20 protein-coding genes are annotated in these 25,331 nt (G+C 69.5%); all 20 read right to left on the reverse strand.

Going from position 1 to position 25,331, the window contains the following annotated elements:
- Positions 1–64 precede the first annotated feature (64 nt).
- The 20 genes from mmsB to ACZ6N8_RS12995 all read right to left on the reverse strand — a co-directional run bounded on the left by mmsB (position 65) and on the right by ACZ6N8_RS12995 (position 25,267).
- A complete protein-coding gene (mmsB, locus tag ACZ6N8_RS12900) occupies positions 65–1,315 on the reverse strand; it encodes a multiple monosaccharide ABC transporter permease (protein ID WP_364372069.1) in 1,251 nt (416 codons plus the stop codon).
- The gene (gene mmsA / locus ACZ6N8_RS12905; RefSeq protein ID WP_364372072.1) at positions 1,312–2,850 is read right to left on the reverse strand and encodes a multiple monosaccharide ABC transporter ATP-binding protein; all 1,539 of its coding nucleotides are present in this window, start codon (positions 2,848–2,850) and stop codon (positions 1,312–1,314) included. Before mmsA ends, mmsB begins: the two co-directional genes overlap by 4 nt.
- Before the next feature lie 79 nt (positions 2,851–2,929).
- The gene (chvE, locus tag ACZ6N8_RS12910) at positions 2,930–4,072 is read right to left on the reverse strand and encodes a multiple monosaccharide ABC transporter substrate-binding protein (protein WP_466009737.1); all 1,143 of its coding nucleotides are present in this window, start codon (positions 4,070–4,072) and stop codon (positions 2,930–2,932) included.
- Between the two features lie 305 nt (positions 4,073–4,377).
- A complete protein-coding gene (locus tag ACZ6N8_RS12915) occupies positions 4,378–6,024 on the reverse strand; it encodes a glycoside hydrolase family 27 protein (RefSeq protein ID WP_466009739.1) in 1,647 nt (548 codons plus the stop codon).
- Positions 6,025–6,269: 245 nt separating this feature from the next.
- The gene (locus ACZ6N8_RS12920) at positions 6,270–7,256 is read right to left on the reverse strand and encodes a LacI family DNA-binding transcriptional regulator (RefSeq protein ID WP_466009741.1); all 987 of its coding nucleotides are present in this window, start codon (positions 7,254–7,256) and stop codon (positions 6,270–6,272) included.
- A gap of 414 nt (positions 7,257–7,670) precedes the next feature.
- The gene (locus tag ACZ6N8_RS12925; protein ID WP_466009742.1) at positions 7,671–9,764 is read right to left on the reverse strand and encodes a family 43 glycosylhydrolase; all 2,094 of its coding nucleotides are present in this window, start codon (positions 9,762–9,764) and stop codon (positions 7,671–7,673) included.
- Positions 9,765–10,104: 340 nt separating this feature from the next.
- Positions 10,105–11,607 (reverse strand): L-arabinose isomerase, encoded by a 1,503-nt coding sequence (gene araA, locus ACZ6N8_RS12930; RefSeq protein ID WP_387113623.1) that lies wholly within the window; start codon positions 11,605–11,607, stop codon positions 10,105–10,107.
- A 26-nt stretch (positions 11,608–11,633) separates the two neighbouring features.
- On the reverse strand, positions 11,634–12,623 hold the full coding sequence (gene yjfF / locus ACZ6N8_RS12935) for a galactofuranose ABC transporter, permease protein YjfF (protein ID WP_387113621.1): 990 nt from the start codon (positions 12,621–12,623) through the stop codon (positions 11,634–11,636).
- Positions 12,620–13,690, reverse strand: a complete 1,071-nt coding sequence (locus tag ACZ6N8_RS12940; RefSeq protein WP_364376109.1) for an ABC transporter permease — start codon at positions 13,688–13,690, stop codon at positions 12,620–12,622. The genes yjfF and ACZ6N8_RS12940 overlap by 4 nt, the downstream gene beginning before the upstream one ends.
- Positions 13,687–15,228, reverse strand: coding sequence for a sugar ABC transporter ATP-binding protein (locus ACZ6N8_RS12945; RefSeq protein WP_466009745.1), 1,542 nt, complete (start codon positions 15,226–15,228; stop codon positions 13,687–13,689). The genes ACZ6N8_RS12940 and ACZ6N8_RS12945 overlap by 4 nt, the downstream gene beginning before the upstream one ends.
- A 188-nt stretch (positions 15,229–15,416) precedes the next feature.
- Positions 15,417–16,409 carry an ABC transporter substrate-binding protein gene (locus ACZ6N8_RS12950; RefSeq protein ID WP_364376115.1) on the reverse strand — a complete coding sequence of 331 codons (993 nt, stop codon included), beginning with the start codon at positions 16,407–16,409 and terminating at the stop codon, positions 15,417–15,419.
- 127 nt (positions 16,410–16,536) lie between these two features.
- Positions 16,537–17,229: an L-ribulose-5-phosphate 4-epimerase gene (locus ACZ6N8_RS12955; protein WP_466009746.1), complete on the reverse strand. Its 693-nt coding sequence runs from the start codon at positions 17,227–17,229 to the stop codon at positions 16,537–16,539.
- A complete protein-coding gene (araB, locus tag ACZ6N8_RS12960) occupies positions 17,226–18,908 on the reverse strand; it encodes a ribulokinase (protein WP_466009748.1) in 1,683 nt (560 codons plus the stop codon). Before araB ends, ACZ6N8_RS12955 begins: the two co-directional genes overlap by 4 nt.
- A gap of 561 nt (positions 18,909–19,469) precedes the next feature.
- On the reverse strand, positions 19,470–19,697 hold the full coding sequence (locus ACZ6N8_RS12965) for a hypothetical protein (protein WP_466009749.1): 228 nt from the start codon (positions 19,695–19,697) through the stop codon (positions 19,470–19,472).
- A 61-nt stretch (positions 19,698–19,758) separates the two neighbouring features.
- Positions 19,759–20,547, reverse strand: a complete 789-nt coding sequence (locus ACZ6N8_RS12970; protein WP_466009750.1) for an ABC transporter permease — start codon at positions 20,545–20,547, stop codon at positions 19,759–19,761.
- Positions 20,544–21,500 (reverse strand): ATP-binding cassette domain-containing protein, encoded by a 957-nt coding sequence (locus tag ACZ6N8_RS12975; RefSeq protein ID WP_466009752.1) that lies wholly within the window; start codon positions 21,498–21,500, stop codon positions 20,544–20,546. Before ACZ6N8_RS12975 ends, ACZ6N8_RS12970 begins: the two co-directional genes overlap by 4 nt.
- 26 nt (positions 21,501–21,526) lie before the next feature.
- Complete coding sequence (locus ACZ6N8_RS12980; RefSeq protein ID WP_466009753.1) at positions 21,527–22,369, reverse strand: DUF4097 family beta strand repeat-containing protein; 843 nt, start codon at positions 22,367–22,369, stop codon at positions 21,527–21,529.
- Between the two features lie 72 nt (positions 22,370–22,441).
- Positions 22,442–22,969 carry a hypothetical protein gene (locus ACZ6N8_RS12985; RefSeq protein ID WP_466009754.1) on the reverse strand — a complete coding sequence of 176 codons (528 nt, stop codon included), beginning with the start codon at positions 22,967–22,969 and terminating at the stop codon, positions 22,442–22,444.
- Positions 22,970–23,015: 46 nt separating this feature from the next.
- Positions 23,016–24,242 (reverse strand): FUSC family protein, encoded by a 1,227-nt coding sequence (locus tag ACZ6N8_RS12990; RefSeq protein WP_466009755.1) that lies wholly within the window; start codon positions 24,240–24,242, stop codon positions 23,016–23,018.
- A 65-nt stretch (positions 24,243–24,307) separates the two neighbouring features.
- Positions 24,308–25,267, reverse strand: a complete 960-nt coding sequence (locus tag ACZ6N8_RS12995; RefSeq protein WP_466009756.1) for an SDR family NAD(P)-dependent oxidoreductase — start codon at positions 25,265–25,267, stop codon at positions 24,308–24,310.
- Between the last annotated feature and the right edge of the window lie 64 nt (positions 25,268–25,331).

Here is a 25,331-nt window from a genome sequence, read left to right on the forward strand (position 1 = left end):
CCTGACACGACGCGTGCCCCCTGCCCGAACGACGGGCAGGGGGCACGGACGTGCGGTGCCGGCGTCAGCGGGCCGAGCCGGCGCGGCGCTTGTTGTAGACGTCGAAGGCGACGGCCACCAGCAGCACGAGCCCCTTGACCACCGACTGGGTCGACTGGTCGACGCCCATCAGCTGCATGCCGTTGCTCATCACCGCCATGATCAGACCACCGACCATCGCGCCGACAACGGTGCCCACGCCACCGGTGACCGCCGCGCCGCCGATGAAGGCCGCCGCGATCGCGTCCAGCTCGAACATGTTGCCGGCTGCCGGCTGGGCGCCGTTGGACCGCGACGAGTAGATGACACCGGCCACCGCCGCCAGGAAGCCCATGTTGACGAACATCCAGAAGTTGACGGTGCGGACCTTCACGCCCGACAGCGCCGCCGCGGAGAGGTTGCCGCCGATCGCGTACACCTGACGACCGAAGACGGTACGCCTGGTGAGCAGGCCGTAGACCAGGACCAGCACCGCCAGGATGATCAGCACGATCGGCAGACCACGGGCGTGCGCCAACTGCCAGGCGAAGTACATGATGACCGCGCCGACCGCGACGACCCGGGCGACGAACAGCGGGAACGACTCGACAGGCTGCTGGTAGCGGATGCGGGCGACCCGGGTGCGGAACCCGCTCACCGCGTAGCCGGCCACCGCGACGGCGCCGATCAGCAGTGTGAACGCGTCGAAGCCGTTGCCGCCGAGCAGTCCGTTGAGGAAACCCGCCGCGACGCGCTGGTACTCGGCCGGGAACGGCGACAGCGAGATGTTGTCGAGCACCCGCAGGGTGAGGCCGCGGAACAGCAGCATCCCGGCGAGGGTCACGATGAACGCCGGGATGCCGGCGTACGCCACCCAGAAGCCGTGCCACGCGCCGACCGCCACGCCGACGGCCAGGGCGGCCAGCACGCCGATCCACCACGGGTGGCCCTGCTGGATCACCAGGACGGCGGAGACCGCCCCGGTCAGCGCGACGACCGACCCCACCGACAGGTCGATGTGCCCGCCGATGATCAGGATGACCATCCCGATCGCGAGGACCAGGATGTACGAGTACTGAAGGACGATGTTCGTGATGTTCCCGGGGCTCAGCGACACCCCGTCGGTCAGGATCGCGAAGAGCGCCACGATGACGACCAGCGCGACGTAGATCCCGCTCTGCCGCAGGTTGTTCAACACCAACGCCCGCAGGTCGCTCGTCCCCGTGTGCAGGGCGGCGGCGGGTGTGCTGTCCGAGGGCGTCGGGCGCTCCGCCGGAGGGGTCTTGATGCTTGTCATCCGACGAGCTCCTTGTCCTTGGTCATCAGCTCCATGAGGCTCTCCTGGGTCGCCTCGCCCACCGGCACCTCACCGGTGATCCGGCCGCCGGCGAGGGTGTAGATCCGGTCGCACATCCCGAGCAGCTCCGGCAGCTCCGAGGAGATGACGATCACCGCCTTACCGGCGGCCACCAGCCGATTGATGATCGTGTAGATCTCGTACTTGGCGCCGACGTCGATCCCACGTGTGGGTTCGTCAAGGATCAGCACGTCCGGGTCGGTGAACAACCACTTCGACAGCACGACCTTCTGCTGGTTGCCGCCGGAGAGCTTGCCTACCACCGCCATGACGCTCGTGGTCCTGATGTTCATCTCCCGCCGGCTCGTCTCGGCGACCTTGATCTCCTCGTTGCCGTTCACCCAGCCCAGCCGGGCCAGCCGGTCCAGCGCGGCGGCCGAGACGTTACGGCGCACGTCGTCGATCAGGTTGAGGCCGTACCGCTTGCGGTCCTCGGTGACGTACGCGATGCCGTTGTCGATCGCCTCGGCGACGGTACGGGCCTGCACCTCGCGCCCGCGCACGAAGAGCCGGCCGCTGATGTCCCGCCCGTACGACCTGCCGAACACGCTCATCGCCAGCTCGGTGCGCCCGGCCCCCATGAGACCGGCGATGCCGACGACCTCGCCGGCGCGCACGGACAGGCCGACACCCTCGACGACCTTGCGATCCTGGACGGGGTGACGCACCGTCCAGTCCTCGATGCGCAGGACCTCCTCGCCGGGGGACGACTCCCGGTCCGGGTAGAAGCTGTCCAGGTCGCGTCCGACCATGCCGCGGATGATCCGTTGCTGGGTCACCTCGCCGGCTTTCATGTCGAGGGTCTCCACCGTGCGACCGTCCCGGATGACCGTGGTCGAGTCGGCGATGGCGGTGATCTCGTTGAGCTTGTGCGAGATCATGATGCAGGTGATGCCCCTGTCGCGCAGCTGCCGCAGCAGGTCGAGCAGGTGGGCGGAGTCGACGTCGTTGAGGGCGGCGGTCGGCTCGTCGAGGATGAGCAGGCGCACCTTCTTCGACAGCGCCTTGGCGATCTCCACCAGTTGCTGCTTGCCCACGCCGAGCTGGATGACCGGGGTCACCGGGTTCTCGTGCAGCCCCACGGACGCCAGCAGCTGCGCCGCCTCGGCGTTGGCCCGGTTCCAGTCGATGAGCCCACCGCGACCGCGCCGCTCGTTGCCCAGGAAGATGTTCTCCGCGATCGACAGGTACGGCACCAGGGCGAGCTCCTGGTGGATGATGACGATGCCGTCGGCTTCGCTGTCGCGGATGCCCCGGAACTGCACGGGCTTGCCGTCGAACAGGATCTCGCCGTCGTAGGAGCCGGTCGGGTGTACGCCGGAGAGCACCTTCATCAGGGTGGACTTGCCGGCGCCGTTCTCACCGCAGATGGCGTGGATCTCTCCCCGGCGCACCGAGAGGGAGACGTCCTCCAGCGCGGTCACCCCGGGGAAGGTCTTCGTGATGCGGCGCATCTCGAGGATGGTGTCGTCCATGGTCACTGTCCTCTGTCAGGTCGGACGCGGTACGCCACGGCGTCGGGCCCGACGGTCACCGTCGGGCCCGACGACGGGCTTACTTCTTGGCCTGACCGGCGGCGACCTCGTCCGCCGTCCAGTAGCCGGAGTCGATCAGCGTAGCCTTGATGTCGTCCTTGTAGACGGTCGCGATCGGCAGCAGGTACGCCGGGACGACCTTGACGCCGTTGTCGTACGTCTTCGTGTCGTTGGCCTGCGGCTGCTTCTTCTGCAGGAACGCCTCGGCCGCGTTCACGGCCTGCTCGGCGAGCAGACGGGTGTCCTTGAAGACCGTGGAGTTCTGCACGCCGTCGTTGATCAGCTTGATCGAGGCGATCTCCGCGTCCTGGCCGGTGACCACCGGGATCTTCTTGCTGGCGCTGCCGTAGCCGGCGTTCTGCAGGGCGGTGATGATGCCCCGAGAGATGCCGTCGTACGGCGACAGCACGCCGTCGACCTTGGCGCCGTCGTTGTAGCTGGAGGTGAGCAGGTCCTCCATGCGCTTCTGCGCGGTCTCCTGCTGCCACCGCAGGATGGCGACCTGCTCGATCTTGGTCTGGCCCGACTTGACCTTCAGCGTGCCGGCCTCGATGAACGGCTTCAGCGTGTCCATCGCGCCGCCGAAGAAGTACTGCGTGTTGTTGTCGTCGAGCGAACCGGCGAACAGCTCGACGTTGAACGGACCCTTGGCCGTGCCCTTCGAGCCGTCCTTGTTCTGCAGGCCGAGACCGACGAGCAGGGAGGTGGCCTGGGCGACGCCGACCTTGTAGTTGTCGAAGCTGACGTAGAAGTCGACGTTCTTGCTGCCGCGGATCAGCCGGTCGTACGAGATGACCGGGATCTTCGCGTCGGCGGCGGCCTGCAGCTGGCTGTTGAGAGCCGTGCCGTCGATCGCGGCGATGACCAGGACGTCGGCGCCCTGGGTGATCATCTGGTCGACCTGCTGCGACTGGGTGGGGATGTCGTCTCCGGCGTACTGGAGCTCGACCTTGTAGCCCTTGGCCTCCAGCTTCTGCTTCACGGCGTTGCCGTCGGCGATCCACCGCTCGGAGGTCTGGGTCGGCATCGAGACGCCGATGGTCAGGTCGGCGGGCTTGTCCCCGCTCTTGTCGCCACCACTGCCGGCGCCCTCGCCACTGCATGCCGCCAGGCTTAGCGCCAGCGCCGCGCTGCCGAGAGCAACCAGGAATCTCCTGCCCACGGGCCTCTCCTCTCTGGACTCCCCCGCCGAGTGCCGGGGCCAACTGTCACCTTTCGGGTAGTGTTAGCGCTCACATAGGGTGCGTCAACACTTGATCCGAAATACCGGTGTCACGGTCTCGTAACGGAGGCGTCAGCGCAAGAGCGACTTCGGCGCCGACCGACGCGAAGCGCAGGTCACCGAGGCGCACGCGGGGGGCCCACACAGAGCGGTGCCCGCGGACGACGTCGTCGTCCGCGGGCACCCCGCACCGCCGGAGGGTCAGGTGGGCCGCCGGGGCCCGGTCGGCCGGCGGACCCGACCGGCTACCGCCGCGTCCACCGTTGGTTCGCCGCCGCGGTGCAGGTCCAGAGGATCACCGTGGTGCCGTTGGCCGTGCCGTTGTTGTTGACGTCCAGGCAGAGCCCGGACTGCGCGGCGCTGATCGTGCCGTTGGTGTTGATGCTCCACCGCTGGTTGGCCCCACCGTTGCAGTCCCAGATCTGCACCTTGGCGCCGGCCGTGGCGTTGAGCGGAGCGTCCAGGCACTTGCCGAGGGACTGCAGGGTCTGCCCGTTGACCGTCCAGCTCTGGTTGGCGGCGCCATTGCAGTCCCAGATGACCGGCTGGGTGCCGTTTGTCGTGTTGCTGTTCGGGACGTCCAGGCAGCGACCGGAGGAGACGCTGGCGAGGGCGCTGGACGTGGTCGGGGGCGGGGTCGTGGTGCCGCCACCGCTGACCCGGTACACCACAGTGCCGTGCGCGGGGACGCTGGCGCTGATGGTCCCGCTGCTGGAGCTGGTGCCGCCGGTCCACGCGTCGACAAGCGTGAACGACGTCCCGGACTTGCCGACCGCCGCGGCCGTGGTCGAGATCGTCGTCGTCGAGGAGCCCTGGTTGAACAGCGCGACCGCCACGTCACCGTTGGCGAGCCGCTTGGCCAGCACCCGACGCGTACCGTCGAACGACACAGGCGTCCCCTGCAACCCGAGGGAGTCCTGGTTGATCGCGATCAGGTTGGCGTTCTTGAGGATTGCCTGCGTCGCGGCGTTCATGTTCCGCACGTCGTTGCCCGCGATCAGCGGAGACGCCATGATCGCCCACATCGCGAAGTGGCTGCGCATCTCCGTGTCGTTCATGCCGCCGCGACCGACCTCCATCATGTCCGGGTCGTTGAACCCACCCGGGCGCGCGTACGAGGCCAGCGGAACCGTCACGTTGATGATGTTCTGGATGCCCATCGGGTAGCCGTTGGTCTGGCCGGTGTCCCACGCGTTGGTGATGTCCTCGGTGGTCCGCCACATGTTTGCCACGTCGCCCCAGTTGCGCTGCGGGCCGGTCTTGGCGTGGATGCTGTTCGGGTTGATGCTGTACACGATCGGTCGGCCGGTGGCCGCCAGCGCGTCCCGCATCTTGGCGAAGGTGGCCACCTGGTCGTTGATGCTGCCCTCCGGCGAGCACCAGTCGTACTTGAGGAAGTCGACACCCCAGGCGGCGAACTGGCGGGCGTCCTGCACCTCGTGGCCCCGGCTGCCGGTGGCGCCCGGGTAGGAGTTGAAGTACTGCGCGCAGGTCTTGTCGACAGGCACCTGGTACAGACCGAACTTCAGGCCCCGGGCGTGCAGGTAGTCGCCGAGCGCCTTCATCCCGCTGGGGAACCGCGTCGGATCCCCCTGGATGTTGCCGGAGGAGTCCCGGTTCGGGTTGAACCAGCAGTCGTCGACGACTACGTACTCGTAGCCCAGGTCCCGCATTCCGCTGTTGACGATCGCATCTGCGGACTGGCGGATCAGCCCCTCGTTGATGTTGCAGCCGAACGAGTTCCAGGAGTTCCAACCCATCGGAGGTGTGCGGGCCACCCCGTTGTCCAACGCCTGCGCGGCCGGTGAGCGCAGGCCGACGAGGGCGCCGGCCAGCAGTAGTCCCGCCGCCAGTACGCTTCCCCACCGACGACCTCGGGTGATGCGGTTCATCGAGCCTCCTTGCCGGTGGCGCCCCGCCCCGCGACCGGATCGCTGACCCGTGGACTGATAGCCGGACACCAATGTTGTTAACGCTAACAGAGACGGCCATCATGTTACGGCGGGATTTCAGGTCGTTCAATACCTGCGCCGCATCGAATCGTCATACGTCGATCGACTAGGTTGACCCCTCATCGACGGACGCCATAGCGGCACGATGGCCGACCCGAATACGGGCACACCGCGCCCGGGCGCGGTCAGGCGGGTGGTGGGGCGACGCTGGCGCGGGCGACCAGGGCCGGTGCGATGGTCTGCCGCAACGCCCCGCCGGTGCCCGACTCGATCTGCCTCAGCAGCAGCTGCAGGCTCGCCCGCGCCACCGCGTCGAAGTCCGGTCGGACGGTGGTCAACGGCGGAATGAAGTACGCGGCCTCGGGCACGTCGTCGAAGCCGACGACACTGATGTCGTCCGGCACGCGCCTACCGAACTCGTGCAGAGCCCGCAGCACACCCAACGCGAGATGGTCGTTGGCGGTGAAGACCGCGGTCACCTCCGGCATCCGCGCGAGCATCTGCCCACAGCGGTAACCCGACGCGGCCGACCAGTCGCCGTGCATCAGCGGCGGCGGGTCGATCCCGGCGGCCACCAACGCCTCACGCCAGCCGTCGACCCGGCCGACGCTGTCGAACCAGTCCGACGGCCCGGAGACGTGCCAGACGGTGCGGTGCCCCGCGTCGAGCAGGTGCTGCGTCGCCGCCCGGGCACCCGCCACCTGGTCGACTGTCACAAGCGGCACCGGCCGGCTCGGATCGCCGTCGACAGTGACCAACGGGACGTCCTTGGGCAGTCGTTCCAGCGCCTCGCCGGCCGATTCGACGGGCGCGATGACCACGATGCCTGCGACGCGGTGCGACAGGTGCCGTTCGACGGCCGCCGAGATGGACCGGTGGTCCAGATTCCGGACGCTGCCCACGCTCACCGCGAAACCCTCCGCCGCGGCCGTCTGCTCCAACGCGGCAAGCAGTGAGGCCGGACCGTAGAGCGTCGTGTTCTGGGCGACCACACCGATGACCTGCGACCGGCCGGTCACCAGCGCGCGTGCCGCGCCGTTCGGGCGGTAGCCGAGTTCGGCGATCGCCGCGCGCACCCGCAGCCGGGTCTGCTCGCGGACGTTGGGGTGCCCGTTGAGCACACGCGACACCGTCTGATGGGAGACACCGGCGAGACGAGCGACGTCCGTCATCGCGGGACCGTGGACGGCCATTTAACTCCCCCCGCTACGTCTCCGGCCCGCAGCCCGTCGACGTCGACTGGAGCGGCCCGGCCCGATCCCCTCGCTCAGCCACCACGCCGGTGCTGAATCCCAGGTGACCAGCGCTGGATCGCCGACAGTCTACGCCAGCGAAGGCCTCCGACACGGTTCGGCCGTGCGGCGCGGACGGAAGGTCCGAGCTGGCCGTGCGCCGGGCTTCCCGTCGCGCACACGGCATCCCGGCCCCGCGCCCCGATCGGCAACGGAGCGCCGGCCCGCTCCACGCCCCTGGAAAGGGCGAGGAGCAGGCCGGCGACTGTCTGACGCGGTGCCGTGGACCGCACCCGGCGCACGGGGCGCAGGGCTGTCCTCGTGACCTGTCGACCGATCAGGTTGTGACTGGTGTCACGGTGTCGTCAGGTCGAATCGGCGCACCGTGACGGCACCACCGAGCGCCTGTGTGGCGTGGTTGAAGATGGCGAACCGGTAGCCCATGAAGAACTGCCAGTTGTTCGCCAGGGTCAGGGCGTTGCCGAACGACGTGAAGGTCACCCCGTCGGTGCTGTACGAGAAACGGGCCTGCCGGCCGGAGCCGGGTCTGATGTCGGCGTTGGCGCGCAACCAGATCCGGCCACCGGAGACGGCGGTGCTCGCCACCTCGCTGCCGGTGCTCGTGGTGTTCCAGCTGCCGTCCATCGTCAGGCCGTTCTGCATGACCAGACGCGTGGAGCCGTTGTCCCGCCGTACCCCGATCCAGGCCGACGAGTTGCGCAGCACCGCCAGGCCGGTGCGGTCGCCGTCGCGCATCGTGGAGTAGTCCAACTCGATGGTGGCGGTGGAGGTCGGACCCTGGATGCGGTGCGTCAACGTGTTGCGCGCCTTGTAGAGGTCGCCGGTGACGGTGGCGGTCTGCAGGTTGAGCCCGTTGTTCACCGACCACTTGCTGTTGTCCGGGTTGTGGTTCCACTCCCACTGCGGGCCGAGCGTGGTGCCGGCGAACGTGTCGCTGCCGGTGAGCGGCTTGACCGCCCGGGGCGGCGCCGGCAGGTTGGGCTTCGGGTACGAGGTGCCCCACGCGCCGTTGACCGTCTGGAGCACTGGCCAACCGTCGCTGGTCCAGGTGATCGGGGCCATGGCCGGCATCCGACCACCGGGGTACGCGTCGACGAAGGACATGTAGTACCAGTCGCCGTTCTGGGTCTGCACCAGCCCACCCTGGTGCGGCACGCCGCCGCCGGAGATCGGACCGGGCAGGTTGAGCAGCACCTGACGCTGCTCGTACGGGCCGAAGGGACCGTTCGTCGACTTCAGCACGTACTGGCCGTTGGCCGGGCGGGTGAGCCAGATGTAGTAGGCGCCGTTGCGCTTGTAGAAGCGCGCGCCCTCCAGCGTCCCGATGCTCGACGGCGTCTGGTACACCTGCTGGGCGCGGACCTGCGACTTCCCGTCGGCGGACAGTTGCGCCACGCTGATGGTGCCGTTGCCGTACGCCACGTACATGGTGTCGTTGTCGTCGATCAGCATCCCCGCGTCGTAGTAGCAGTTGGGGATGGTGGTGTGCTTGCTCCACGTGCCGTCGACGGCGGACGCGGTGTAGATGTGGGTCTGCGCGAAGTCGATGCACCCGGCCCAGTAGTACGTCCGGTTGCTCGGCCGGTAGTTCAACGTCGACGCCCAGATCCCGTCGACGTACGCGTTGCCACCGCTCATGTCGTACTTCGACCCGAACTCGAGGCGGGGTACGGAGTGCCCGGCGAACTCCCAGTTCACCAGGTCGTACGAGCGCAGCACCGGCGCGCCCGGGGAGTAGTGCATGGTGGACGCCGACATGTAGTAGGCGTTGTCCACCCGGATGATGTCGACGTCGGCGAAGTCCTGCCAGATGACCGGGTTGGTGTAGGTGCCGCTCGACGGCGGCGGGTTGCTGCCGCCGACGGGGACGAGCTGCCACTGCTGGTTGCTGCCGCCCCAGTCGTCGTACTGCACGATGTTGCCTCCGTCGGCGGTCGAGGCGCCCTGCACCTCCATCGCCTTGTTGCTGTTGCGGTTGATCAACCGGATGTAGCCGCTGTCCGAGTCGGCCAGCCGGAACTGCTGGTTGGTCCCGTTGCCGTCCGCCCACTGCACGATCGATGCGCCGTTCGCTGTGGAGAAGTTGTAGACGTCCAGCACCTTGCCCGAGTGCCGCGACTTGAGCCGGTAGTAGCCACCGCCGGAGTCGACGAACTGCCACTGCTGCCAGGCGCCGTCGTTACGCGACCACTGGGTGATCCGCGCGCCGTCGTTTGTCGCCTGGTTGTACACGTCCAGACCCTTGCCGCTGTTGCGGTTGACCAACACGTACCACGCGTTGGTGTCCACAGTCGCCGCCGACGCGGCCGTGGGTGCGACGGCCGCGACCGCGCCGCCCACCAGCACCGCCGCCGCTGCGGCCACGAGCCGCGACATCCACCCGCGCCGGCGTGGCGCACCGCGGGGAACCCGACCGATGGAAAGCATGATCCTCCTCTGCTGACGCGAACCGAGCGGTCTGGGCCGGCGTCCGCGGCACCGGGCGGGGCACCGAGCTGACCACGACCCGATCATGTGATCGCTAACACCGATCGCCCGACGGTTGCGGCGCGGAACTGCCGGAACCGAGGGGCGAGGACGCATGCCGGGCCGGACCAACCGAAGACATCGACCGTCTTGGCTATAGACTGTGAGCGATAACATGCTCTTAGTCAAGGCGTAACACAGTCGACCCCCGGTCGTGCTGCGGACGCGCGAACGGGTGGCCCGCCCCCGCCCGCAGGCAGGGACGGGCCACCCGTCAGAAGAGGCGCTCCGACCGCGTCGGTCAGAAGCCGCGGGCCAACCGGTAGTAGGCCTGGTTCCACCGGATCTCGTCGGCGAAGCGGCGGGGCCGGGTGTCGGCGTCGATGACCACCAGCTCGGTGCGGCTCATCTCGGCCAGGTCGTGCAGCTCCTCCACACCCACCGCCTGGGACAGCACCGTGTGGTGCGGCGCGCCGGCGGTGATCCACGCCTCCGCCGAGCCGGGCAGGTCGGGGCGCGGCCGCCAGACCGCGCGGGCCACCGGCAGCCGGCGCAGCGGCTGCGGCGGCGCGACCACGTCGATCTCGTTGGCCACCAGCCGGAAGCGCTCCCCCATGTCGGCTAGACCGAGCACCACCGCCGGACCGGGCGCGGCGTCGAAGACGAGGCGGACCGGATCCTCCCGCCCACCGATGCTCAACGGGTGGATCTCCACGTTCGGCACGTCCGACGCGATGGTCGGGCAGACCTCCAGCATGTGGGCGCCCAGCACCAGCTCCTCGCCGGGGGTCAGGTCGTAGGTGTAGTCCTCCATGAACGACGTACCGCCGTCCACGCCCACCGACATCGCCTTGAGGGTGTGCACCAGCACTGAGGTCTTCCAGTCGCCCTCGCCACCGAAGCCGTACCCGTCGGCCATCAGCCGCTGTACGGCGATGCCGGGCAGCTGACGCAGGCCACCGAGGTCCTCGAAGTTGGTGGTGAAGGCCCGGAACCCGCCCTCGTCCAGGAAGGCACGCATGCCCAGCTCCAGCCGGGCCGCGTACCGCAGGGAGTCGTGCTGCTCGCCGCCCGCGACCAGACTCGGCACCACCCGGTAGGTGTCCTCGTACTCCTTGACCAGGTCGTCCACCTGCGCATCGGTGACCTGACCGACCACCTCGACCAGGTCGTTGACGCCGTAGGTGTTGACCGACACCCCGAACCGCAGCTCCGCCTCGACCTTGTCGCCCTCGGTCACCGCCACGTCGCGCATGTTGTCGCCGAAACGGGCCAGGCGCAGCGACCGCATCGCCGACCAACCGAGCGCCGCGCGGGCCCACGCCCCGACCCGGGCGCTCACCCGCGGGTCGCTGACGTGCCCGGCCACCGTCTTGCGGGCCACACCGAGACGGGTCTGGATGTACCCGAACTCCCGGTCGCCGTGGGCGGCCTGGTTCAGGTTCATGAAGTCCATGTCGATGTCGTTCCACGGCAGCAGGACGTTTGCCTGCGTGTGCAGGTGCAGCAACGGCGTCTGCAAAGCGTCGAGACCGGCGATCCACATCTTCGCCGGCGAGAACGTGTGCATCCAGGCGATGACCCCGATGGCGCCCTGGGCGGCGGCGTCCCGACAGACCTGCAGGATCTCGCCGCTGTTGGTCAGGACGGGCTTCCAGACCACCCGGGCCGGAATCTGCGGCGAGTCGTCGAGCGCGGCCGCGATCTGACGGGACTGCTCGGCGACCTGCCGGAGCGTCTCCTCGCCGTACATGCCCTGGCTGCCGGTGAGGAACCAGATCTCGGGTGCGGTGTGTGGTGCCATGGAGTTGCCTTCCGCGAGAGGGGCGGTCACTTGTAACGGATTCCGATGAGGCGCTGAAGGAGGATGAACGCGAAGAGCAGACCGCCGATCACGATCTTGGTCCACCAAGAGTTGAGACTCCCGTCGAAGGTGATGAGGGTCTGGATCACGCCCAGGACCAGGACGCCGAGCACCGTGCCGAAGACGTAACCCGCGCCGCCGGTGAGCACCGTGCCACCGATGACGACGGCGGCGATGACGTCCAGCTCCATCCCGACGGCGATCAGCGGCGCGCCGGAGAGGGTGTAGAAGGACAGCAGGATCCCGCCGATGGCCGAGCACAGACCACTGATCGTGTAGACGGCGATCCTGGTCCGTCCCACCGGCAGACCCATCAGAAGGGCCGACTGGGGGTTGCCGCCGATGGCGTAGACGTTGCGCCCCAGCCGGGTGTAGGCCAGCGTGTACGCGGCGACGGCGACCACGACGAAGGCGATCAACACGCTGATCGAGACGAAGTTGCCCCGGGGATCGCCGATCCGTTCCTGCGACATCCTGGTCCAGAACCCGTCGGTGATCGGGATCGACGAGCCCGAGATGAACGTGCACATCCCCCGGGCGAAGAACATCCCGGCGAGCGTGACGATGAACGGCTGGATGTCGAAGAAGTGGATGGCGCAGCCCATCAGCAGGCCGAGCGTCGGCCCGATGAGCAGGGCGATGACGAGCACCAGGGCCGCCGGTAGGCCCTCCTGGAGCAGCCAGGCCGACACCATCGCCGTCATCGCGACGACGGACCCGACCGACAGGTCGATGCCGCCGGTGAGGATCACGAAGGTCATCCCGATCGCGACCACGAGCAGGAAACCGTTGTCGATGAAGACATTGAAGATGACCTGCACGTTGGAGAACGCCGTGTACTGCGAGACGCCGATGCCGTACATCACCAGCAGCAGGGCGAGCGTCGCCAGGACCGGTATCTGCCTCCTCGGCACCCGGAACCGGGTACGGCCGGGGGTGAGCAATCCAGTGGTCATGCCGGCACCTGCTCCTTCGGCTTGTCGGCGATGGCGGCGGGCGGCGGTGCGGTGCGCCTGCGGCGACTGAACCGGGCCCGGAAGGCCGGCGCCTGGATGAGGCAGACGGCGATGACGACCACCGCTTTGAACAGCAGCGAGGTCTGCGGCGAGATGTCCATTGCGTACACGGTGGTGGTCAGCGTCTGGATGATCAGCGCGCCGATGATCGTGCCGCTGAGGAAGAACCGGCCACCGGCGAGGGACGTGCCGCCGATGACGACGGCGAGGATGGCGTCCAGCTCCACCCAGAGGCCCACCGCGTTGCCGTCGGCACTCGAGACGTTGGCGGTCATCATGAAACCGGCGATCGCGGCGCAGGCGGCGCTGAGCACGTACGCGAGGAAGATGACCCGGCCGGAGCGGATGCCCGCCAACCGGCTCGCCTCGGCGTTACCGCCCACCGACTCGACGATCATCCCGAGTGCGGTACGCCGTGTGAACGCGGCGACGAGAAGTGCCGCGGCGAGGGCGATGAAGATGGCGAGCGGCAGGGTGAGCAGGTGGCCCAGCCCGATCGCCCGGAACGGCTCGGAGTTGATGGTGATGATCTGGCCCTGGGTGATCAGCTGGGCGAGACCCCGGCCGGCCACCATCAGGATCAGGGTGGCGATGATCGGCTGGATCCCGATCACGGCCACCAGCACCCCGTTCCAGGCGCCGAGCACGAGCGCGACCCCCAACGCCATCGCGAGGGCCGTCAGCACCACGACGAGGCTGTTCTGGTCGGACTGCTTGCTGATGTACATGCAGGCGATCGCGCCGCTGATCGCACAGACCGACCCCACCGACAGGTCGATGCCGCCGGTCGAGATGACCAGGGTCATGCCCAGCGCGACGAGGATCAGCGGCGCGCTCAACCGCAGGATGTCGATCGGCGAGCCGTACAGGTGCCCGTCCTTGAGCTCGATGGACAGGAACCCGGGGCGGTAGATGGTGTTCGCGGCGAGCATGACGAACAGCACGGCGGCGGGCCAGAACAGCCGGTGACCGGTAATCGTCCGGTAGCGGCTCATTGTGGCGTTCATCGGTCTGCCTCCTCCCGGTGGGATCCGCTGGCGATGGTCTGCATGATGCGGTCGGCGTCGAGGCTGTCGTCGTTGGCGAGCTGCGCGACCATCTGCCGGTCCCGCATCACCGCCACCTTGTGGCTGAGGCGCAGCACCTCCTCCAGCTCGGCGGAGATGAACAGCACGGCCATGCCACCGTCGGACAGCTGCGTCACGAGTTTCTGGATCTCGGTCTTCGCGCCGATGTCGATGCCCCGGGTCGGCTCGTCGAGGATCAGCAGCCGTGGCTCGGTGATCAACCACCGGGCCAGCAGCACCTTCTGCTGGTTGCCGCCGGACAGGTTGCGGACCGGCACCTCCGGGTCCGCGGGCCGGATGTTGAGGGCCTTGACGTACCTGTCGACCAGCTCGTCCTGGCGGCGACGCGGAATGGGCCGCAGCCAGCCACGGGCCGCCTGCATGGCGAGGATCATGTTCTCGCGGACCGACAGGTCGGCGACGATGCCCTCCGCGCGGCGGTTCTCCGAACAGAAGCCGACGCCGTGGTCGATGGCCTGGGCGGGAGTACGCAGGCTGCTCGCCGTGCCGTCGACCGCGACCTGACCGCCGTCGGTCCGGTCGGCGCCGAACAGCAGCCGCGCCACCTCGGTACGCCCCGAACCCAGCAGACCGGCCAGACCCACCACCTCGCCGGCGTGGATGGTGAGGCTGAACGGCTCGACCGCGCCCGCCCGACCGAAGTTCGACACCGCCACCAGGGGGGTGCCCTCCTCAAGCGCGGCCAGGTCCCGGCGGGAGTGCTCCTCGATGCCCTCCAGGGCGTCGAGTTCCTTGCCGATCATCTTCTCCACCAGGGAGAGCTGGGGCAGCTCGGTGGTGAGGTACTCGCCGACGAGCCCGCCGTTGCGCAGCACGGTGATCCGGTCGGCGATCTCGTAGACCTGGTCGAGGAAGTGGGTCACGAACAGGATGGCGATGCCCTCGTCGCGCAGTTGCCGCATGATGCGGAACAGCTGCGCCACCTCGCCGGCGTCGAGGCTTGACGTCGGCTCGTCCAGGATCAGGACCCGCGCCTTGATGTCGATGGCGCGGGCGATGGCGACCATCTGTTGGATCGCCAGGGAGTACGAGCCGAGCGGCGCGCTGACGTCGAGGTCGAGGTCGAGGCGGGCCAGCAGGGCGCGGGCGCGACGGCGGACCTCACCCCAGTGGACCGCGCCGAGGCGCCGAGGCTCACGGCCGATGAAGATGTTCTCCGCCACCGAGAGGTTGGTGCAGAGGTTGACCTCCTGGAAGACGGTGCTCACCCCGGCGGCGGTCGCCTGCATCGGCCCGGTGAACGACACGGGGTCACCGTCGAGTGTGATCGCGCCCGCGTCGGTGTCGTAGACGCCGGTCAGCACCTTGATGAGAGTCGACTTGCCGGCGCCGTTCTCGCCCATCAGGGCGTGCACCTCGCCGGGGAAGAGCCGGAAGTTGACGTCGTGGAGTGCGCGCACCCCGGGGAAGGACTTGCTGATCCCGGTCATCGTCAGGACCGGACGGCTATCCGTCATCCCATCAGACCTCTTCTGGGTTGTCGGCACGGAGAGGCCGCTACGCTCCCGCGGCGCCCGCCCGGTCGTCCCTGGGGGTCGCTCGGGCGGGCGTGGTACGGGGGTGGTCGCGGGCCAGGCCCGGTCCGTTACGGGTATGGGAGCGACGCGGCGGGGCCGCCGCGCGAACGCGGCGACCCCGTCGTCGATCAGTACTTACGGTTGGGCAGGGCCTCCTTGGCCTGCTCCTGGGTGAAGGTGGTCTCCTCGGTCTCGATCCGAGCAGGCACCTCCTCGCCCGCGTGGACCTTCTTGGCCAGGTCCATCAGCTGCGGGCCGAGCAGCGGGCTGCACTCCGCGATGAAGTTGAACTTCCCGTCGGCGAGAGCCTGCATGCCGTCCTTGACGGCGTCGACGGTGATGATGGTGATGTCCTTGCCGGGCACCTTGCCGGCGGCGGTGATCGCCTCGAGCGCGCCCAGGCCCATGTCGTCGTTGTGCGCGAACAGCACGTCGATCTTCGGGTTGGCCTTGAGGAACTGCTCCATGACCTGCTTGCCGCCCGCCCGGGTGAAGTCACCCGGCTGAGAGGCGATGATCTTCAGGTTCGGGTTGACGGCGATCGCCTCGCCGAAGCCCTTCTTGCGGTCGTTGGCCGGGGCCGCGCCGGTGTTGCCCTGCAACTCCACGATGTTGACCGGGCCGGTGGCGCCCTTCTTCTGCTCGACCAGCCACTCGCCGGCGAGGCGGCCCTCCTTGACGAAGTCCGAGCCGAGGAACGTCTTGTACAGGCTCTTGTCGGCCGAATCCACCGAGCGGTCGGTCAGGATGACCGGGATGCCGGCGTCCTTGGCCTCCTTGAGCACCGTGTCCCAGCCGGACTCCACCACCGGCGAGAAGGCGATCACGTCCACCTTCTGCTGTATGTAGTTGCGGATCGCCTTGATCTGGTTTTCCTGCTTCTGCTGCGCGTCGTCGAACTTCAGGTCGATGCCCGCGGCGGCAGCGGACTCCTTGATCGAGGTGGTGTTCGCCGTACGCCACCCGCTCTCCGCGCCGACCTGCGAGAAGCCCAGCGTGATCTTGCCGTCGTCCTTGGACCCGCCGCCGCCGGTGTCGCTGTTGCCGCAGGCCGCCACGCCGCCGACGAGCAGCACGCTGGCGAGGACCGCGATGACGCGCTGCGTTCGCAACTTTCTCATCAGTTCTCCTTGGCTGGGTGTGGTGGGTGACCGCGCCAACCGCCGAGGTGCGGAAGCGGCGTACGCGGGTGGTGCGTGCTGGTGCGTCGTGGTGCAGACCGGCAGGTCCCGGATGACCGGTGGACGGTCAGGAACCCGCCGGTGCGACTGGTTGTTGACCGTAGACGTTCTGGTAACGGTCATAAAGAGCATCGATGTCCGCCTGCGCCATCGGCACCGGCTGCCCGAGCGTGCGGGCGAGGTGTGCGGTACGGGCCACGTCCTCGCACATGACCGCCGCCTTGACCGCCGCGCGGGCGTCCCGCCCGATGGTGAACACGCCGTGGTTGCGCATCAGCACCGCGGGTGAGCGGTGCCCGGCGAGCGTGGCGACGATGCCCTTGCCGATGTCGTCGCCGCCGATCAACGCGAACGGGCCGATCGGGATCTCCCCGCCGAACTCGTCGGCCTGCGCGGTGAGGTGGCAGGGGATCGACTCCCCGCACGCGGCCCAGGCGGTCGCGTACGAGCTGTGCGTGTGCACGACCCCGCCGACGTCCGGCATGACCCGGTAGACGTAGGCGTGCGCGGCGGTGTCGCTGGAGGGGGCGAAGTCCCCCTCGACGAGTACGCCGTCGAGGTCGCACAGCACCATCGTGTCCGCGGTGAGGTCGTCGTAGCTCACCCCGCTCGGCTTGATCACCATCAGGTCGTGGCCGGGGACCCGCGCGGAGACGTTCCCGGACGTCCAGGCGACCAGGTTGTACCGGGTCAACTCGGCGTGCAGCCGGGCGACGGTCTCACGCAGAGCGCTGATCTGTCGACTCACCTCGGCGTTCACGCCACCACCTCCAGCGCGGTCCCGTGCGCGGGGGTGGCGGTGCCGACCGCGGCGTTCCGGATCGCCCGAAGGCGGAGCATCACGTCGTCGCCGCCGCGTCCGAAGTGGTCGTGCAGCGCCCGGTACTCGGCGTAGAGGGCGTCGTAGGCGCGCGCCCGGTCCGGGTCCGGCCGGTAGACGGCCTCGTGCACCCGGCCCATCGCCTGTGCTGCCTCGTGGATCGACGGGTACTCGCCGGCGGCGACGGCGGCATGGATCGCCGAGCCGAGCGCCGGCCCCTGGGCGGAGGCGATGATGTTCAGGGGTCGCCTGGTCACGTCGGCGTAGATCTGCATCAGCAGCGCGTTGTTGGTGAGGCCGCCGGCGATCACCAGGTCGTTCACGGTGACCCCGGCCTCGACGAACGCCTCGATGATCATTCGCGTGCCGAAGGCCGTGGACTCCAGCAGCGCCCGGTAGATGTCCTGCGGCCGGGTGGCCAGGGTCATGCCGACGATCATCCCGCTGAGGTCGTGGTTGACCAGCAGGGAACGGTTGCCGTTCCACCAGTCCAGCGCGATCAGACCGTGCGCGCCTACCGGTTGGCTCGCGGCCAGCTCGGTGAGGCGTTCGTGCGAGTCGACGCCGGCCGGGGCCGCGTGCTCGACGAACCAGCCGAAGATGTCACCGACTCCGCTCTGGCCGGCCTCGTAACCCCAGGCGCCCGGGCTGATACCGCCGTCGACGACGCCGCACATGCCGGCCACCTCGGCGAGGTGCGCGCCGTTGACCACGTGGCAGGTCGACGTACCCATGATCGCGACGAGTCGGCCGGGTTCCACGGCCTGCGCGGACGCCGCCGTGACGTGCGCGTCGACGTTGCCGACGGCCACCGCGATCCCCTCCGGCAGGCCGGTCCACGCGGCGGCCTCGGCGGTCAGCGCGCCGGCGCGCGCCCCGAGGGGCAGCAGCGGACCGTCCAGCTTGGCCACGAAGTCGCCGAAGTCCGGGTTGAGCGCGGTCAGGAAACCCTCGGAGGGATAGGTGCCGTCCTGGAGGATTCCCTTGTAACCGGCAGTGCAGACGTTGCGGGTCTCGGTGCCGCTGAGTTGCCAGACGATCCAGTCGGCCGCTTCGACGAAACGCTCGGCCCGGTGGTAGACCTCCGGGTCCTCCTCCAGCATCTGCAGGCCCTTGGCGAACTGCCACTCGGCGGAGATCTTGCCGCCGTACCGGCCGATCCACGGCTCGGCCCGCTCGTGGGCGAGCGCGTTGATCCGGTCGGCGTGCGGCTGCGCGGCGTGGTGCTTCCACAACTTCACCCAGGCGTGTGGCCTGTCGCGAAGCTCGGCGGTCTCGCACAGCGGAGTGCCGTCCGCGAGGGTCGGCAGCACCGTGCAGGCGGTGAAGTCGATGCCGATGCCGACCACCGCCGCCGGGTCCACCCCCGCGGCGGCCAGCGCCGCCGGGACGGCGTACCGCAGCACGTCGCGGTAGTCCTCGGGGTTCTGCAGGGCCCAGTCCGGGGGAAGCGGTCGACCTCCCGGAAGCGCCGTGCTGATGACTCCGTCGCCGTACTCGTGCACCGCGGTCCCCAGTTCGGCACCATCACCGACGCGAACCACCAGAGCTCGTCCGGACAGGGTGCCGAAGTCGACACCGACGACATAGCGGTCGTCAGCTCCGTCCACACGGTTCATGTTCACCTCCACCGTTAACGGGGATAGTGTTAACGCTCACATCCAGCGTCGTCAAGACATCTGACCGCAACAGCTACGTAACGGAACGCCAGGGACGGATCGACTCGGGCGCGTTGATACCGGAACGGCGCAAAACCCCCCATCCCGGCACCCGTCGTGGAACGCGGCGACAGGGACCGATCGCCGACCGACGATCAGTCACGCGGCCCGTCGGTAGGCCGGCGACGAGCACAGCGTCCCCGCACAGCCGCACGAGGACCGTCCAGTCACGACCGCCACCCGCGACACCGACGATGTGGGCGATAACATCAACCGGGCGCCGCTCAGGCGTGATCAGATCAATGGAACGACGCCCGGACACCACCGGGCTCGGAGTCGAGCGCCCCGGAGGGCGAAGCGCGCCCCACCCGGCCGGGCCGAAGATCGGTGTTATCGATAACATTCGACGTTTCCCGCCGGACGCCTGTCGCGGCGCCGCCGCAGGGTGTGATCGACTCCAGATCGGCGATGTTGCGCCATCCCCGGCAAGCGGACACCGCAAGGGCGCCGATCTGGTGTCGATCATTCGTCGAGCCGGGCCGAGCCGGCCCGGGCCCGGGCCGAGCCGGCCGGGCCGAGCCGGGCCGGGCCGAGCCGGGCCGGGCCGAGCCGAGCCGGGCCGGGCCGGGCCGAGCCGGGCCGAGCCGGACCCAGACGAGCCGAGCCGGGCCGGACCCAGACGAGCCGGGCCGCGTCGGGTCGGGGCCGGGCTCTGGCCGCCGCCTGACGCACGCTCGCCGCGGTGGGCACGGCTGACGGCCCGACCCCTTCCCGGGCCGGGCCGTCGCGGTGCCGGAGGCCGCGCGTCGGATCAGGCCGCCCGACTGCGGTTGTACAGGGCCTTGGCCCAGAGGAAGCAGAGCACCGTGATGACGGCGCACCAGGCGACCGCGAGGATCGCGTTGGCGCCGATCCCGGTGCCGAACAGCAGGCCCCGCAGGGTCTCCATGACGGGCGTGAACGGCTGGTAGTCGGCGAACCACCGCACCGCCGTCGGCATCGAGTCGGTGGGAACGAACCCGCTGCCCAGGAAGGGCAGGAGCACCAGGGGCATGGGGAGGTTGCTCGCCGTCTCGACGCTCTCGCTGACCAGGCCGAGGGCGACCGAGAGCCAGGTGACCGCCACAGTGATCATGGTGAGGACACCGAACACGGCAAGCCACTCGAGCGGGGTGGCGCTGGGTCGGAACCCGACGAGCAGCGCCGCGCCGGTGACGGCCGCGATGCTGACCATCGTCTGGATGACGCTGCCGAGCACGTGTCCGGTGAGGACGGACGGCCGGAAGATCGCCATCGTCCGGAAGCGGGCGATGATCCCCTCGGTCATGTCCATGGCGACCGAGATCGCGGTGCCCTGCGCCGCGCTGGCCACGGTGATGAGCAGGATGCCGGGGGTGACGTAGTTGGCGTAGTCGCCGCGATCACCGGAGGGGCCGAGGCCGGCGCCGAGCGTGCCACCGAAGACGTAGACGAAGAGCAGCAGGATGATCACCGGCACGCCGATGAGCATGAGCGTCAACGAGGGATAGCGGCGCATGTGCAGAAGGTTGCGTCGCAGCATCGTGCCCGAGTCGCGGACAGCGAGGGTGAGGGTGCTCATCGCGCCATGGCCCTTTCGTGGTCGGGTTGGCCGGTCAGGGTGAGGAAGACGTCGTCGAGGTCGGGGGTGTGCACGGCGAGGCCGGCCACGCTGATCGAGGCCCGGTCGAGCTGGTCCAGCAGGGAGCGCAGCGATCCGACCCCGCCGTCGCTCGGCACCTGGAGGGTGAGCGCCGCGTCGTCGCGGGTGGACGCCGTGAGGGTGCGCGCCGCCGCGTCGAGCCCGTCCTGGTCGGCGAACTGGAGGACGACGTGCCCGCCGGGGATGAGCCGTTTCAGCTCGCGCGGGGTGCCCTCGGCGATGAGCCGCCCGTGGTCGAGGAACGCCACCCGGTCGGCGAGCTGGTCGGCCTCCTCCAGGTACTGGGTGGTGAGCAGGATGGTGACGCCGCTGGCGGCGAGGTCACGGATGATCTGCCACATGGCGCGGCGGCTGCGCGGGTCGAGGCCTGTCGTCGGCTCGTCGAGGAAGATGACGCGCGGTTCGCCGACAAGCGTCATCGCGAGGTCGAGCCGTCGGCGCAGACCCCCGGAGTACGTCGACGCCGGCTTGCCCGCCACGTCGACGAGGTCGAACTGGACGAGCAGGTCCTCGACGCGTCGGTGCCCGGCCGCCCGGTCCAGGTGGCACAGGTCGGCCATGAGCCGCAGGTTCTCCCGCCCGGTGAGCAGGTTGTCCACAGCGGAGAACTGGCCGGTGACGCCGATCAGGGCGCGTACGGCGTCGGCCTGCCGGCTCAGCTCGTGCCCGGCGATGCGGGCCTCGCCGCCGTCGGCGTCGATCAGGGTGGACAGGATCCGCACGGTGGTGGTCTTGCCGGCGCCGTTGGGGCCGAGCAGCGCGAAGATCGTCCCTGCGGCGATCTCCAGGTCGATGCCGTCGAGCACCACCTTCTCCCCGTAGGACTTTCGTAGACCTGTCGCGCTGATCGCGGATGGTCGGGATCTGGTCATCGGTTGCCTCGATTCGTGGAGGTGGATCAGGCGCGGCGGATCGTGATGTCGCCGTAGGAGGTGTTCGCCCTGACCTCGACCGTCTCGTCGGTCTGCGCCGGGCTGTCGGTCGTCTCGAGCGCGTTGTGCACGCGGCCGTGTCGGGAGCTGACGTCGAGCCAGGCGGCGGTGCCCCGGCGGACGCCTACCTCGATCGCCCCGTACGAGGTCTGCAACTCGACCGCTCCGCGTACGACCTGGCCCAACCGGAGGTTGCCGTAGGCGGTACGGGCGTTCACCGAGGCCGTCGACGCGTCGACGGTGATGTCGCCGTACGCGGTGTTGATCCGCGCGTCCCCGCCGCTCTGGCCGATCCAGCAGTCGCCCGAGGAGTTCTTGATCTCGGTGGTGCCGTCGACCGCACCGATGCGGACCTTGCCGGAGGACGCCTTCACCCGGGCGGAGCCGGCGACGCGTTCGACGGCGACTTCGCCGTGGCTGCTGTCGATGTCGAGCGGCCCGGTCTCGTCGAGCCGGATGCTGCTGCCGGTCTTGATGCGGCAGTCACCGAGCCGGCCCTCGCAGCGGAACGCCGCCCAGGACGCCTCGGCGTGCAGCCGCGACCCGGTGGGCAGCTCGATCAGGACGTCGACCGACGGGCCGGACCCGAAGCCGTAGCGGCGCCAGCTCTTGGGCACCCTGATCAGCAGTTTCCCGGCGGCGTACTCGACCGTGGTCTGCTCGGCCGCGCTCACGTCGGCCTTGCTCGACGGGTCCCGGGGTCGCACCTGGACCACGGTGTCGGTGCGGTCGGTGGCGGCGATCCACGCGTCCCCCACCGGCATCTCGATCTGGACGGAAATCGGCTCTGGCGTGTCGAAAACAGGCATGGCGGTCTCCCGGAAGGTGGTCGGCGAAGGTCACCGCCGGTGGGCGGCGAGGAAGGAGAGGGGGTACGGGGGTCAGCGCGCCCAGCCGGTGAAGTGCTGGCCGGAGCGGGGCGGCTCCGGTCGGCGGGGTGGCTGCCGATCTGTCCCGCCGGCCGCGACCGCGCCGGCGACGGCGCGCACCAGCCAGGCGTTCACCGACAGCCCGGCCCGGCTGGCCGCCTCGTCGACGCTGGCCTTCAGGTGGTCGGGCAGGCGGAGGTTGATCCGCGACGTGCCGCCGTCGTCGCCCTCGGGCGGGAGCAGCGGGGCCGGCATCGGGGGTGGTTCGGTGACCTCGCTCGCCGGGTCGATCGGAGGGTTGGCCGGCGTCACCACGAAGTCGGGTTCGCGGCCGCGCAGCCGGACGTGCACCGACCCCGGTGCGAGCTCCCGGGTGATCTCGTCGGCGGCGTCGGACAGCGCCTCCAGCAACGTGAGGCGGGTGGCCGCCTCCAGTTGGGTGAAGAGCCTCTCGGCCAGCACCCGTGCCTCCGGGTCGACTCCCTCCGCCGCCACGGCGAATTCGGTTCGCAGGTTCTCGACGTACGACCTCAGCTCCATGGCACCATCATGGCACCACTTTGGCTCAGAGTGCAACCCCTATGGCTCAGTCTGCTGCCGCCGGTGGTGCCAGACCGTCGTCGTCCCTGGAGGCGGCGGGTGGCCGAAGCTCACCGAAGGCGCGCCGGACCAGCCGGTTAGCGGCCTCCTGGGTCAGCCCGGTACCCACCATCAGATCGCTGACCGTCGTCCGGACCTGCGCCACCACGACGGCGCCGGAGAACCCGACGCCCTCGCGGTACGCGTCACCCGCCGCGCAGACCGCCCGCAACGCCGCCTCCCGTGCCCGCAGGGGTTCGTCGCCGGCGGCGAACTGCTGCTTGAGCAGCCGGACCGTCTCGGCCAGGTCGGCGACCGCCCTGGGCATCGGCTCCGGGACCGGCTCGCCGTCCTCGATCAGGGTCACCGCCCGGCGGATCAACGTCCCGCTGTTGCGCATCGCCCGGTCGATCGGCTCGGCCATTCGGGCGTAGCGGCTCACCGGCCCGTGCCGGTGATGCCAGTTGACAGGCGACAGGGTGCTGGCCTCCCGAGCGCCCTTGGTCGCCTCGATCAGGGCGTTCACCTCATCGGTGTTCTCCCGCAGCGCGGTCAACGCGGCACGCGCACGGGCCACGTCGCCCTCACGCAGGGCGGACGCGGTCGCGTCGAGCTGGGCGGTGAGCAGGTCCAGCGCCGGACGGGCCGCCCGGTTGAGCACCCGCAACGGGTTCAGCGGCAGCAGGACGGCCGTCACCAGCAGCGCCACCGATCCCCCGATGAGGGCGTCCACGAAGCGGGGGATCTCCAGGTCCCGCACGGACGGACTCAGCGCGACGATGAGCACCGCCGTGGCGCCGGCCTGGATCATCACCGCCGCGCTGCCGACCAGGAACAACGCGACCAGGACGGCCAGGACGACGATCAGGGCGAGTTGCCACCAGCCCGTGCCGATCACCAGGACCAGCAGATCGCCGATCAGCACCCCGACCGTGACACCGATGACCAGCTCGATGGTGCGGCGCAACCGTTGGCCGACGGACGCGGCGAGCGTCGACACCGCCGAGATCGGGGCGAACACCGGCTGCGAGACGTGCAGCAGCTCGTGCGCCACCAGCCAGGACAGCGCCGCGGCAAGTCCGGCCTGCACAGCGAGCCCGCCGATGGCGCGGACCCGACGCCCACGGTCCCGCAGTTCGACCACCGAACGCTCACGCAGCCCGGTGAGCCTCGCCGCCAGGCCGGTCCGGGTCGGCGTGCCCCCGTCCGCTCCCTGCCGACCGACATCGACCATGGCGGCACGTACCCGGCCGTAACCGGATCAGTCCCGGACCGCGCCGCCGATGGCCGCGTCGTGCCTCAGCGCGTGACAACAGCCTTCTCGGCGTACGTCCAGAGCCGGTCGGCGGCGGCCGGGTCAAGCGCGTGGGCGGCCACCCCGCCTGTGGCGTCCGGCCCGCCGGGTACGACAGCCGCCTCCTGGTTGTCGTCGAAGTACCTGCCGCTGACACCGTCGAGGAGGGGCGAGCCGGCGAGCAGCACAGCGGTCGACGCGCCCTGGGCCGGGTTCTTGTAGTAGTCCGCCTCGACGAGGTTGCCCGCCTCGTCCATGGCACCCATGGCGCGCATCGTGTCGTCGTCGATGTGGCGCTGGAGGTTGGTGAAGATGTAGCCGGGATTGAGGGCGTTGGCGGTGATCCCGTCCACCGCCCACCGTCGGGTGATGCCGACCGCGAGCAGGGTGTCCGCGGTCTTCGACTGGCCGTAGGCCGCCCACGGGTCGTACGCGCGCCGCTCGAACTGCGGGTCGTCGAAGTCGAACGGCGTAGCCAGGTGGGCGCCGGAACTGACCACCACGACCCGCGCCGCCGGCGCGGCCCGCAGGCTGCCGTGCAGCCCCAGGGCGAGCGCGAAGTGACCCAGGTAGTTGGTCGCGAGCTGCATCTCCCAACCCTGCGCGGTGAGCTGGCGGGTCGGGATCGCCATGATCCCGGCATTGGCGACAAGTACGTCGAGTGGACCCTGCCACCCCTCGACGAAGGCGTCGACGGACTCCAGGTCGGCGAGGTCCAGCGCGACCGACCTGACCGCGCCCCGCCCGGTGAACTCCTCGACGAGCGCCTCGGCGCGCCGGGGATCACGCGTGGCGATGGTGACGTCGGCGCCGGCACCGGCCAGGGCGCGCACGGTCTCGACGCCGATGCCGGAGGCGCCCCCGGTGACGATCATCCGGCGTCCGGTGAGGTCGACTCCGTCGAGGATCTCGGCGGCTGTGGTGCGGGCGGTGAAGGGGGTGGTGAGGCGTTGGTTGGCTGTCATGCCCGCCAGGCTACGAACGGCCGCCCTGGACCGCCTATAGTCTGGAGTCCGTCATACTTTAGTG

This window comes from Micromonospora sp. NPDC047521, assembly GCF_055587305.1.